Genomic DNA, 11308 nt, shown 5'->3' on the forward strand with positions numbered 1-11308 from the left:
GCGCTTGCCGGTTCCGCCGTTCTTTGTCCCATGCTCTCCCGCCTAAGCCCGACTGACCGTGCCGCTTTTCTCGACGGCGCGCGCACGTACTCGCCGACGGTGATGGCGTTGATCTCGTGGGGCCTCGTGACGGGGATCGCGATGAGCAAATCGGTGCTGACGATGCCGCAGGCGCTCGTGATGTCGGTGCTCGTTTATGCCGGCTCGTCCCAGCTTGCCATCCTGCCGCTCCTTGCCGCGAAACTGCCGATCTGGACCATTCTGCTGACGGCGGCGATGGTCAATCTCCGGTTCGTCATCTTCAGCGCCGGCCTCGTGCCGCACTTCTCCTATCTGTCGTTCTGGCGGCGCGTCGCGCTCGGCTACTTCAACGGCGACATCGTCTACCTGCTCTTCTTGAAAAAGTCGTTCCCGACGGGGCGCGTACCCGGCAAGGAAGCCTATTTCTGGGGGATGGCGGCCGTCAGCTGGACGAGCTGGCAGGTGTCGTCGATTGCCGGCATCGTGCTTGGGAGCATTTTTCCCGACAACTGGGGGCTCGAGCTCGCCGGCACGCTTGCGCTCGTGCCGCTCGTCGTGGCGGCGATTGCCAACCGGTCGACGCTCGCGGCTGTCGCCGTGGCTGCCGTCATCGCGATCGTCGCGATCGATCTGCCGTTCCGGCTCGGGCTGCCGCTCGCGGTCTTCGCGGCGCTCGGCGCGGGCAGCGTCGCGGACCTGCTCGCTGACCGGGCGGCCGGGCGCCGCATCGGCACCGAGGCCGGTCCTGGCGTGCGCGGGGAGAAGGCGCCGTGAGTGCGATGCAGATCTGGCTCACCATTGCGGGTATGACGGTCGTCACCGCGGTGACGCGCGCGTTCTTTCTACTCGGCGGTGAGCGCGCCACGCTGCCCGAGCGCGTGCAGCGCGCGCTGCGCTATGCGCCGGCGGCCGCGCTCGTCGCCGTGATCGTGCCTGATGTGCTGGAAACGCCTCAGGGGTTATCCGTCGCGCTCGACAATCATGCGCTCTATGGCACGCTTGCCGGGCTCGCCTGGTTTCTCTGGCGGCGTAGCATGCTCGGCACGATCGTTGTTGGGATGCTTGTTTTTACGGCACTGAGGATTTGGGGCTAGGCGGCGCCGACAACATGAGCGAGCCCGCCTTTTCCAGAAGCTTCAGCGGCGTCAACGAAATCGCAGCCTGTCGGTTGCCGTCCTCGCCCGTCTTCGACGTATGAAGCGCTGGTGACGCCGTTTTCGCCGTGCGCGCCTCGAACGTTGGCTGCGCCTGAGACTGCGAATTCCGATAGCGTGCGATCACGGTGTCGACATACTGGCGCGTTTCCGGGAACGGGGGAATGCTCGATCCGTATCGTTCCACGGCGTTCTCGCCGGCGTTGTAAGCGGCGAGCGCAAGCTCGAGATCGTTGCCGAACCGATCGAGAAGCCACCTCAGATAGGCGGCGCCGGCGCTCAGATTTTCGCGCGGGTCGTGCAGGTCTTCGAAGCCGAAACGCCGCCCGGTTGCCGGCATGACCTGCATCAGACCAATCGCCGCTTTCGATGACACGGCTGACGCGTCATATCCCGATTCCGTTCTCACGATCGCATGGAGCAATCCGGCGTCGAGACCGAACCCATTGGCGACCGATGCGATAAGCGGATCGTAGAGCGCTTGCCTGCCCGAGTCGATCGAAGGCTGCAATGATCGAGCGGATCGCGAAGTTGCACGCGGCGGTATCGTCGGGCTGACCGTTGGAGGCGACGGCGTGGGTCCGGTTTCCCATACGAGCGGCGCATTAAACGGACTTTCATCGGCGAGGGCGGGCGTGATATCGACGAAGCCGGTTGCGAGCGAGAGGCCTGCGCAAACTGCGCGGACGTGGGCATTCATGCGGCGACGCAAGCAGGCGCGTTCAATCCGGGACATCTTCTTCCTGCCCTTCGTCTCGCTCGTATTGGAGCTTCATGACGAGGCGCAGGATCTGCGCCACTGGCTCGAACAAGCTCGACGGAATATACCCGCCGGCCTCCGTCTGCGCCGCGAGCGAGCGCGCGACGCGAATATTCTCAACGACGGTAACGCCCGCCTTGTCGGCAAGATCGACAATGTGTTGCGCACGCGCGCCGCGGCCGATTTCGAGAACTTGTGGCAGCGGTGTTGCAGGCGGGCGATAGAAGAGACAAACGGCGATATGCGTGGGATTGCGCACCACGACGTTCGATTTGCCGACATTGGCGGCGAGGCTGCCGCTTTGCACCTCGCGGTGGACCTCCTTGCGCTTGTGCTTGATTTCGGGGTTGCCTTCCGAGTTCTTGTACTCCTGTTTAACGTCCTCGAGCGACATCATGAGCTGCTTCATCGTGCTGTAGCGCTGAAACGCGTAATCGGCGATGCCGAACAACACATAGAAGCCGAGCAGGGCGCACCACATCCAGTAGAGCAGCTCAATGCTTAGTCGCAAGCCGCACGAAACACTGCATAAGGGCAAAAATTGCAGGGAAGGACCGTATTGGCGAATCAGATAGAAGAAGATGAGCGAAAGCAGCCCGACCTTCGACATGGATTTGCCAAGCTCGAAAAGGCTGCGCATCGAGAACATTTGTTTCAAGTTTGCGAGCGGATTGACTTTGTCGAGCGATGGCTTCATCGCCGCGTGGGCGAGCAGAGGGCCGGTTTGCGCGACCACCGCGGCAACTGTCACCACAACGAGAAGCGCAGCGATGCCGACAGTGAAGCGCAGCACCAGCTCGGCCGTCGCGCCCATGAGCCGGCCCGCGGCGCTGACGAAATCGTCGTTGGAGACTTCGATCGAAAGCACGGTGAGCGCTTCGAACGCCTGCAGCAGGTGCCTGCCTTCCACGATGAAGTAACCGAGCAGGCTGGCCAATTGCACCCCGGACGTGATCTCGACACTCTTCGCGACCTGCCCCTTCTTGCGTGCGTCCCGCAGCTTCTGCGGAGTGGGCTTTTCGGTCTTCTCGCTCATCGCTTCAGCGAAAGCAACGCACGGATGGCGTGGGCGAACGTCGACGAGTATTCGACGAATGCGTGAAACGCAAACCCCGAGCTCATGATCAAGAGCAGGGCCGCGAATGCGCTTTTCAACGGCATCGATAAAAAAAAGACGTTCAGCTGCTGCGCGGAGCGGTTGACGAGGCCGAGTGCCATGTCGACGAGCAAAATGCCCACCAGTGCGGGCATTGAAAAGCGCAGGCAGAGTTCGTACATCAGTTGCCAGTCGCGCAGGAAAAACGAAAGCCAGTCCGCATCTCGGGCGAGCGTCACTCCAGGAGGAAGCGTGCGATACGAGTCGTAGATGGCCGCGACGAGTTCGTTAAGCCCGCCGGTCATCATGAACAAGAGGCTGAATACGTGCGAGAAGACGATGCCCAGCAGCGAAGACTGTTGCCCGAGCATCGGATTGAGGACGTTGGCCATCGTCGCCCCGCGCATGGTGTCGATGAACGAGCCGGCCATATCGAGCGCCCAGAACGGAATCGCGGCGGCAAAGCCGATCACGAGGCCGATCACGATCTCGGTACAGGCTGTCGCCAGCCAGGTGGGCCACGCACGGCGAGCGGTGTCGACGGCAGGCCACGCGTCGTGAAGCGGCAGCAGGGGAAGCGCGATCAGCAGAATCAGCGCATTGCGCGTCAGCGTGCCGCCAAGCGTCGCGCGGCTGAAGAGCGGCACCATCAGAACGACGCCCAGCGGACGCAATAGGGAGAATCCGAGCGCCGAGAGCCACTGCGCCCACGCTGCGGCACTCATGGCTTCATGCGTGCGATCTGGTCGAAAGACTGGTTTGCATAATTGAGCAGAACGTCTCCCATCCAGTGATAGGTGCCGGCGAGCGTCGCCGCGACGGCAAGCAGCTTGATGAGGAACTGCACTGTCTGGTCCTGGACCTGCGTGAGCGCCTGAACGAGTGAGACCAGGACGCCGACGACGGAGGCGACCACGACGACTGGAAGGGAGAGCAGCAAGACGAGCCACATCATCTGCGCGGCAAGCTGAGTGACGACGGCCTCGCTCATTGAAACGTTCCAGATATCACGCAAACGACAGCAGCAACTGGCCGATGAGCTTCTGCCAGCCGTTCATCAGCACGAAGACGAGCAGCTTGAGCGGCAGTGAGATCGTCATCGGCGAGACCATCATCATCCCCATCGCGAGAAGCACGTTCGACACGACGAGATCGATCGCAACGAAGGGAAGGTAAAGCAACAGCCCGATTTTGAAGCCGTCCTTCATCTGGCTGACCGCGAACGCCGGCATCAGGACGAGCAGCGACTCGTCCGCGATACGCGTCCGATACTTTTCCGGCCACATGTTATGTCCGATGTCGGCGAAGAAGCGGACCTGATCGGGTGACGTATTGCGCTGAAGGAAGACGCGATAGGGCGAGAGCACGCTCGCTTCGGCTTGGTTCGTGAAATCGTCGGCGTCTAGCGCGAGCGGGTGGCTCGCGAGGTTGTCGCGGATCTCGAGGCCGATCGGTGCCATGATGAAGAACGTCAGAATCAAGGCGAGGCCGTACAGGGCGATGTTCGGCGGAATCTGCTGCGTCCCCAATGCGTTACGGAGCAACGAAAAGACGATCGTCAACTTGAGGAACGACGTTCCGAGAACGACGATCAGCGGGGCGATCGACAGCGCGAACAATAGAACGACGAGCTGAATGGGCTGATTCAGCAATGTCATTGAGGACTCCGGAATGCATCACGGGCGGGGCTCGATTGTCGAGCCCGCCGGTGCGCGCGGCCATCGGGCCGGCACCTGAATATCCTGCGCCGTCGTTAAATCGCTTCGATCCTTGCCGCCAGCCGCCCGTCGATATCGAGCAACGTCGCGCGCGCAATCGTACGTCCGCCCACTTTCAGCGTGACGAGCTCGTCGACGCGCGCCTGACCGTCCAGGACGTCGCCGGGTTTCAGGGCAGCGAGCGCGCTGATCGGCACATCGAAGCGGCCTGCAACGGCCACCACGGTCACGATCGGGTCATGCGCTACTTGATCGTGCGCCCCGGGCTTTTCCGAAGCGGGCGTGATTGGCTCGACATCGAACCAATCGTCGAATTCATCCATGACTTCCTCGATGGAAAAGACGCCGGCCTCGCTGCAATTCACGCGAGCGAGCGGCTTGTTTGCGAATAACCCGAACTCACATCGCGCGACGCGGTACGCTTGCCGAAGCACGAGCGCGTCGCCGACGCGCAGACTTTCAGCCACGTTGCGCGCGATGCTGCTCCAACCGGCGATAAGGCTCGTGCGAACCTGTATTTCAGGCGAGTCGTCCGCAGAGCAAGGCGCGAGCCGATCGGCGAGTGCATCGAGCCAGTCGACCGGGGCTTCAAGTACGAGCAGCTCGAGAGCGATGTTTCCTCGCTCGGCTCGCAGGCACCAGTCGAGCCGCCGCTCGACCGTGCACGCTCGTAGCGACGCACCGACAGGCCAAGGCGGCGGCTCGCCATTGCTCGATCCTTCGAGGCCGGAGCCGATCGTATCGAACGTCCATGCCGCGAGTGCGTCGCGGAGCTCGGCCGGAATCGCGGAGGCATCCGGAACGGGGAGGAGAGGCTCGATCCAGCGGCACCACTGCCCCTCGTCGACCCAGAGCCGCACGGCATCGGTGCCCAGCGCGCCCGAGAGCACGAGCCCGGTGCCGCCGGCCGAGCGCCGATAAGCGAGGGCAAATGCGCCGTCAGTGAAATCGATGCGGCGTCCGGCGCCTACCTTGCGCAGCAGCCGGGCGCCCCGCTCATCGAGGTGCGGTAGTTGGCGAATCGCAGTGCTCAATGACTCCCTCCATCGCGACCGATACATCGAGCCCCAGCTGCGCCGACAGCGCCTGGCACAGTTCTTTGGCTGAAACGGGTCGCTCGTCGCCGCGCAAGACGGCGCGTGCGCGCACGTGGATCGAAAGGTGTTGGCCTCGGCGGTACGCCTCGATTTCGGAGCCGGCCAACGGCCCGTTCGTCAGCCGAACCTTGAGCGTGTCGAGATCGAAGCGGGTCGGCGCGGCGAACGCATGCATGCTTTGCTCGCTTTCGGTCGGCGCGCGCAACGCGTTATCGGAGGATCGCCACGGCTGCGCGAGCGCCGTGTGTTCGTGGAGATCGTCGCGCTCTCGCTGAACGGCAGTGCGTAGCGAATCGCTCGGGTTGGCGACCTCCTCGAGAAGCGCCCGAAAATGGCGCTCGTCGCCGGCGCTGCCATGGGCGCCTTCGCGGCCTGCCTCGACGGATAAACGATAGCCGTATCCCACAGCCTTTGGTAAGCGCATGGCTTCTACTCCAGCAATGTCATGAATTTGTCCTGCGCGATCACCGCGCTTTGCAGCAGCCGATTCAGCCGATCGCGCTCGATTTTCACTTCCTCGAGCAGCTGGTGCATCGTATCGATACGCTCGAGAAGGCGACGCTCGGCCAGGTAGTAATCGCCGAGTTCGATCTTGAGGTCGCGCAGCGCGTCCTGGTCGAGGACGTCGAGGATGTCGCACCGTTCTCGCCACCGCTCTCGCAGACCGGCAAGCTCCACGCCGATTCCATCCAATTCGGCGAGCAACGCGCTTTCCCGGCGCGAGAGCGCATGAAGTGAGGCGCGGATCGATCGCTCGCGGCGCGCCTTGAGCGACACCAGTCGACCCAGCACTACCCTTGCACCGTCTTCCACAGCAGTGAGACCGTCTCCTCGAAATCGTTCGTTTCGCCAGTGCGTTGGCACAAAAAGGCGCGTATCGCTTCTTTGCGGGCGAGCGCTTCGTCGGCCTCGGGGTCCTGCCCTTGCTGATATTCGCCGACGCGCACCAGCAACTCGATTTCCTTGTATGCCGCCATCAGGCGGCGCAGTCGGCCGGCGAGCTCGACGTGCTCGGCGCTTGTCACTTGCGACATGATCCGGCTCACGCTCGCGCCGACGTCGATGGCCGGGTAGTGATTGGCTTCGGCGAGCTTGCGTGAGAGCACGATATGTCCATCGAGAATCGATCGAACTTCATCCGCAACGGGCTCGTTGAGGTTGTCGCCTTCGACGAGCACGGTGTAGATACCGGTGATGCTGCCCGTGCACGCGGGACCGGCACGCTCCAGCAGACGCGGCAAGCGGGCGAAAAAGCTCGGCGGATAGCTGCCTGCCGCGGGTTTTTCCCCGGCCGCGAGGCCGATCTCGCGGCACGCGCGGGCGAAACGGGTCAGCGAATCCATCATCAGCAGCACGTTCTTGCCCTGATCGCGAAAATATTCGGCGATCGTGGTGGCCGTGTAGGCAGCCTTCAATCGTTCGAGTGCAGGGCGATCGGAGGTCGATACGACGACGACGCTGCGTTTGCGCGCTTCCTCGGAAAGCGTGTGATCGAGGAACTCTCGGACTTCGCGGCCGCGCTCGCCGATCAGCGCGAGAACGATGACATCCGCGCCGGAATGCTTCCCGCGCGCACTGACCAGGCTGCCGTCGCAGATCATGCCGAGCAACGTGCTCTTGCCACCGCCGGCCGCCGCGAAGACGCCGATTCGTTGTCCTCGCCCGCAGGTGAGCAAGCCGTCTATCGCGCGAACGCCGAGAGGCAGGGGCGTGTCGATGATGGGGCGCGTCAGCGGATCGGGCGCGTTGCGCTCGAGCGTGCGATATGCGCAATCGCGCGGCGTGACGGCCGCATCGAGCGGCCGCCCCATTCCGTCGAGTACCGCGCCGAGCAAAAACGGGCCGAGCGCGATTTCGTGCGGACGCCCGAGGCGCTCGACCTCGCTGCCGGTCTTCATGCCGAGTGGCTCGGCGAACGGCGAAAGCAGAGCAAACTCGCCCTGCACGCCGACGACCTCGGCCTCGATGCCTGAAGGATGCAGCAGGCATAACTCCGCGAGCCCCGCGCCGGGCAGCGACGCGCGCAGCAGCGTCGGCCCGACTTCGGTGACGCGGCCGTACACCTTTTCGGCAGGCAGCGCGTCCAGTACGCGTTCGACGCGGCGCGAGAGGCGAGCGGCCAGCGCAGCCTCGATCGTTCGGGCATCGGGATGACGCATCGTCATTGCGCTTCGAACCACTCGATGTTACCCATGACACGCAGCTCGGCCTCGTCGCCGATTTCCTGAAACGAGAGGACGGGGACCGCGAAGAAATCGCGCTCGATGAGCTTGCGCAGGAAACGCCGCACGTCGATCGCCGTGATGAGGATAACGTTGCGATCCTCGGTGCCGGCGAGCGCTTCGCGCACGTGTTCCACGATCGCCTTGCTTTGACGCGGATCGAGCGCGGAATACGAGCCTGCCGACGTTTGCCGCACGGATTCCCGGATCATGTTTTCGATTGCGTCGCCGATCATCCATCCGTTGATCCACGGGCGGCCCGCGCGGTGGCGCGTGGTGATGTGACGCCGCAGGGCGAGGCGCGTGTACTCGGCCAGCATCACAGGGTCCTTCTCTCGCGGCGCCCATTCGATCAGGGCTTCGAAGATGCTGCGCAGGTCGCGAATCGATACGTTCTCTTCGACTAGACGCTGCAATACGTCGGCGATGCGCCCGATCGGCAATTGCCGCTGCACTTCCTTCACGAGCTCCGCGTAGCGGCCTTCCATCGCATCCATCAGGAAGCGTGTCTCCTGGACGCCGACGAACTCCGCGGCGTGATGATCCACCACCAGCGAAAGGCAATGCGCGATGCGCGCGTCGCCTTCGTAGAGCGTCGTCCCCAGCGCCTGCAGCGCACTGGCACGTTCTCGCTCGACCCATTGAAGGTGAAGGCCGCCGAATGGGAGCTTGTCGACGCGTGCGGGATCGCCGAGCGGCGCGGTGCGGGCGCCGGCCAGCAGCATGCCGTCGGCAATGACCACACTCAGCACCGGCTCCTGATACACCAACACCTGCAGCGTGCCCGCGTCGAGCGACGGACCGCGAGCGACCTGTATTTCGGGCAACGGAATGCCGAGCGCTTCGAACTTCTGCGCGCGCAAGTCGTTGAAGAGCGCGGCGTAGCGATCGGCGCGCATCAGATCGTCGGCGACACGGATCATGAGTGGAACGGCGCCTGGCGTCATGCCGGCGCCCGCATGACCTGCGTGCGTGTCGCCGCGCTCATCGGCGCCGTCTCCGGAGACGGGTCCCGCCATGCCGCTCGCGCGGCGCTTTCTGAGCCTCCACGCGCAGCCGAACACCGCGATGGCGAGCAGCGTGAAGTAGGCAATAGGAAAGCCCGGAATCAATGCGAATACGACGAGCACGCCAGCCGCAAGCAAAAGCGCCTGAGGCTGTCTGCCGACCTGCTCGGCGAGATCGGCCGCAAGATTGCGGCGTTGCTCGCCGGGAACGCGCGTGACGACGATCCCGGCCGTGATCGAGATGAGCAGGGCGGGAATCTGGCTGATGAGCCCATCGCCGATCGAGAGGATGGCGTATGTCGACATCGCCTGCGTTGCGCTCATGCCGTGCATGAATACGCCGATCGCCGTGCCGCCGAGAATGTTGACGAGGATGATGATGATGCCCGCGATCGCATCGCCCTTGACGAACTTCATCGCTCCGTCCATCGCGCCGTAGAGCTGGCTTTCCTTCTGCACGAGACCGCGAAGGCGCCGCGCTTCGTTGGCGTCGATGACGCCCGCGCGCATGTCGCCGTCGATGCTCATCTGCTTGCCGGGCATGCCGTCGAGCGAAAACCGCGCGCCGACCTCGGCGACGCGCTCCGAGCCTTTGGTGATGACGATGAACTGCACGATGGTGATGATGATGAAGACGATGACGCCGACGGCCAGATTGCCGCCCACGGCGAAGGCACCGAACGTGTAGATGATTTCTCCGGCGTCGGCCTGCAACAGGATCAGGCGAGTGGTGCTGATGGTGAGCGCGAGACGATAGAGCGTGGTGATGAGCAGTACCGACGGGAACGCCGAAAACTCCAGCGGCTCGCGAATGTAGAGCGCCATCATCAACAGCACGATGGAGATCGTCAGATTGATCGCGATCATCAAATCGACGAGCGCCGTCGGCAGCGGGATGATCATCATGAAGACCGCGACGAGCAACATCACGGCAAGCATGACGTCCTGGCGCTTCGCCGCGATCGCGAGCCATGCCGTCAGCCGTTTCATGCGCGCCCGCCTGCGTGGTGCTCGAGGATGCGGCGCATCGCCTTGTAGCAGGTGAGCCACTCGCCGCTGTCGCTACCGGGGGCTGGCGAGCAGGCCAGCAATTGATAGCCGCGCACCGCAAAGGCACGTACTGGCACGCCATGCAACGCGGCGGGCCGCCAGGCCGAGAGCAGCAGCTTCAGGATGCGCGCGCGCTCCTTGGCATCGACGCGAGCCGCGAGCGTCATCACCACGCGCTCATTGACGACCTCGACGTAGAGTCGAAACGGTGGCAACGCGAACTCCATGCGCGGTTCGATTCGAATGACAGGTAGCTCGGCGAGCCGAGCGAATTGCTCCAGCCGTCGCTGCGTTTGCAGATTCATCTCGTTTGCGCGTGCGCGCGGGCGGCGCCGGCGGACTGCCGATCAGGCGTGCATTGTCCGCGATGCCGACGAGGCGGCGACATCGGGCGAACACCTGAAAGCCGTGTCGATGGCTTTTTGCGCAGATATCAGTTACGCGCGGATCGCCCATCGGCCAGGGCGGACGCGCGCAATCCAAGGCGGTATGCCCAGTTCGCGAGCTCGACCGCGTTATGGGCATCGAGCTTGCGCATCAAATTGAGCCGATGGGTCTCGACCGTCTTGATCGATATGCTCAGCCTGTCGGCGATATCTCTGTTGCGCGCGCCTTCCGCAACGAGTTGGAGCACTTGGCGCTCGCGGCTCGTCAGCGTCGATCGTATCGTCGAATCGGACGAGCCCGAATCGATCTGCGTCCGATCGAGCGCAGGGTCGAGATATCGGCCGCCACGAAGGGTCGTCGCAAGTGCGGCCAGGAGCGCATTCTTCGAGCCTTCCTTGCGCACAAAGCCATTCGCGCCCGCATCGAGCGCCTCGCGCGCCCTGGCCTCCGTTCCGTCGGCGGTTAGGACCACGATGTACATTCCGGGCCATCGGCGCTTCAATTGGCGAATGACCTCGATGCCGTTCATGCCCGGCAATGCCAAGTCGATGATGACGATATCGGGCTGCAGCACGTGGCAAGCCGCGCAGACCTCGAGCCCGTCGGCGGCCTCTCCCACGACTCGATAAGACGGCTCCGCATTCAGCGCGTGCTTGATGCCATCGCGGAGCAAAAGATGGTCGTCGACGATCAGCAAGCGATGCGTCTTGAGCACTGCGACCCTCCCAAGGACAAAGCTAGAGACGGACTCGCGGGCGTGCCGTGCGTGCACCTCCCGTGTTTCCGAAAAAAGAAA

The 11308-nt window shown here is 63.6% G+C and carries 14 protein-coding genes; 2 read left to right on the plus strand and 12 right to left on the minus strand.

Annotated features, from left to right (window positions below; translation table 11 throughout):
• The first annotated feature begins 30 nt into the window (after positions 1 to 30).
• Both AB4Y31_RS12085 and AB4Y31_RS12090 read left to right on the plus strand, forming a co-directional pair.
• A complete protein-coding gene (locus tag AB4Y31_RS12085) occupies positions 31 to 795 on the plus strand; it encodes an AzlC family ABC transporter permease (RefSeq protein WP_368674104.1) in 765 nt (254 codons plus the stop codon).
• Positions 792 to 1115 (plus strand): AzlD domain-containing protein, encoded by a 324-nt coding sequence (locus AB4Y31_RS12090; protein WP_368674105.1) that lies wholly within the window; start codon positions 792 to 794, stop codon positions 1113 to 1115. The genes AB4Y31_RS12085 and AB4Y31_RS12090 overlap by 4 nt, the downstream gene beginning before the upstream one ends.
• On the opposite strand, the gene AB4Y31_RS12095 is transcribed toward AB4Y31_RS12090, so the two are convergent.
• The 12 genes from AB4Y31_RS12095 to AB4Y31_RS12150 form a co-directional block, all read right to left on the minus strand.
• Positions 1090 to 1875 (minus strand): lytic transglycosylase domain-containing protein, encoded by a 786-nt coding sequence (locus AB4Y31_RS12095; protein WP_368674106.1) that lies wholly within the window; start codon positions 1873 to 1875, stop codon positions 1090 to 1092. The genes AB4Y31_RS12090 and AB4Y31_RS12095 overlap by 26 nt on opposite strands.
• Before the next feature lie 22 nt (positions 1876 to 1897).
• Positions 1898 to 2971, minus strand: coding sequence for an EscU/YscU/HrcU family type III secretion system export apparatus switch protein (locus AB4Y31_RS12100; RefSeq protein ID WP_368674107.1), 1074 nt, complete (start codon positions 2969 to 2971; stop codon positions 1898 to 1900).
• On the minus strand, positions 2968 to 3756 hold the full coding sequence (gene sctT / locus AB4Y31_RS12105) for a type III secretion system export apparatus subunit SctT (RefSeq protein WP_368674108.1): 789 nt from the start codon (positions 3754 to 3756) through the stop codon (positions 2968 to 2970). The genes AB4Y31_RS12100 and sctT overlap by 4 nt, the downstream gene beginning before the upstream one ends.
• Complete coding sequence (locus AB4Y31_RS12110; RefSeq protein WP_107152679.1) at positions 3753 to 4022, minus strand: EscS/YscS/HrcS family type III secretion system export apparatus protein; 270 nt, start codon at positions 4020 to 4022, stop codon at positions 3753 to 3755. Before AB4Y31_RS12110 ends, sctT begins: the two co-directional genes overlap by 4 nt.
• A gap of 16 nt (positions 4023 to 4038) precedes the next feature.
• A complete protein-coding gene (gene sctR / locus AB4Y31_RS12115) occupies positions 4039 to 4689 on the minus strand; it encodes a type III secretion system export apparatus subunit SctR (RefSeq protein WP_368674109.1) in 651 nt (216 codons plus the stop codon).
• Positions 4690 to 4784: 95 nt separating this feature from the next.
• Complete coding sequence (sctQ, locus tag AB4Y31_RS12120; protein ID WP_368674110.1) at positions 4785 to 5783, minus strand: type III secretion system cytoplasmic ring protein SctQ; 999 nt, start codon at positions 5781 to 5783, stop codon at positions 4785 to 4787.
• Positions 5746 to 6270, minus strand: coding sequence for a hypothetical protein (locus AB4Y31_RS12125; RefSeq protein WP_368674111.1), 525 nt, complete (start codon positions 6268 to 6270; stop codon positions 5746 to 5748). The genes sctQ and AB4Y31_RS12125 overlap by 38 nt, the downstream gene beginning before the upstream one ends.
• A gap of 5 nt (positions 6271 to 6275) precedes the next feature.
• Entirely contained in the window at positions 6276 to 6638 is a 363-nt protein-coding gene (locus AB4Y31_RS12130) for a hypothetical protein (RefSeq protein ID WP_368674112.1), read from the minus strand.
• Positions 6638 to 8005, minus strand: a complete 1368-nt coding sequence (sctN, locus tag AB4Y31_RS12135) for a type III secretion system ATPase SctN (protein ID WP_368674498.1) — start codon at positions 8003 to 8005, stop codon at positions 6638 to 6640. Before sctN ends, AB4Y31_RS12130 begins: the two co-directional genes overlap by 1 nt.
• 2 nt (positions 8006 to 8007) lie before the next feature.
• Complete coding sequence (locus tag AB4Y31_RS12140) at positions 8008 to 10065, minus strand: EscV/YscV/HrcV family type III secretion system export apparatus protein (protein ID WP_368674113.1); 2058 nt, start codon at positions 10063 to 10065, stop codon at positions 8008 to 8010.
• On the minus strand, positions 10062 to 10430 hold the full coding sequence (locus AB4Y31_RS12145; protein ID WP_368674114.1) for a secretion protein: 369 nt from the start codon (positions 10428 to 10430) through the stop codon (positions 10062 to 10064). The genes AB4Y31_RS12140 and AB4Y31_RS12145 overlap by 4 nt, the downstream gene beginning before the upstream one ends.
• Positions 10431 to 10558: 128 nt before the next feature.
• Positions 10559 to 11227, minus strand: a complete 669-nt coding sequence (locus tag AB4Y31_RS12150; protein WP_368674115.1) for a two component system response regulator — start codon at positions 11225 to 11227, stop codon at positions 10559 to 10561.
• Positions 11228 to 11308 lie beyond the last annotated feature (81 nt).

Origin of the sequence: Trinickia sp. EG282A, from assembly GCF_040965455.1 — a bacterium.
GTDB classification, from domain to species: domain Bacteria; phylum Pseudomonadota; class Gammaproteobacteria; order Burkholderiales; family Burkholderiaceae; genus Trinickia; species Trinickia symbiotica.

Bases quoted from the DNA above. Each gene is read 5' to 3' on its own strand.
- AB4Y31_RS12085 (WP_368674104.1), top strand. From the start codon at position 31: ATGCTCTCCCGCCTAAGCCCGACTGACCGTGCCGCTTTTCTCGACGGC.
- AB4Y31_RS12095 (WP_368674106.1), bottom strand. From the start codon at position 1,875: ATGAATGCCCACGTCCGCGCAGTTTGCGCAGGCCTCTCGCTCGCAACC.
- AB4Y31_RS12100 (WP_368674107.1), bottom strand. From the start codon at position 2,971: ATGAGCGAGAAGACCGAAAAGCCCACTCCGCAGAAGCTGCGGGACGCA.
- sctT (WP_368674108.1), bottom strand. From the start codon at position 3,756: ATGAGTGCCGCAGCGTGGGCGCAGTGGCTCTCGGCGCTCGGATTCTCC.
- AB4Y31_RS12110 (WP_107152679.1), bottom strand. From the start codon at position 4,022: ATGAGCGAGGCCGTCGTCACTCAGCTTGCCGCGCAGATGATGTGGCTC.
- sctR (WP_368674109.1), bottom strand. From the start codon at position 4,689: ATGACATTGCTGAATCAGCCCATTCAGCTCGTCGTTCTATTGTTCGCG.
- AB4Y31_RS12125 (WP_368674111.1), bottom strand. From the start codon at position 6,270: ATGCGCTTACCAAAGGCTGTGGGATACGGCTATCGTTTATCCGTCGAG.
- sctN (WP_368674498.1), bottom strand. From the start codon at position 8,005: ATGCGTCATCCCGATGCCCGAACGATCGAGGCTGCGCTGGCCGCTCGC.
- AB4Y31_RS12140 (WP_368674113.1), bottom strand. From the start codon at position 10,065: ATGAAACGGCTGACGGCATGGCTCGCGATCGCGGCGAAGCGCCAGGAC.
- AB4Y31_RS12145 (WP_368674114.1), bottom strand. From the start codon at position 10,430: ATGAATCTGCAAACGCAGCGACGGCTGGAGCAATTCGCTCGGCTCGCC.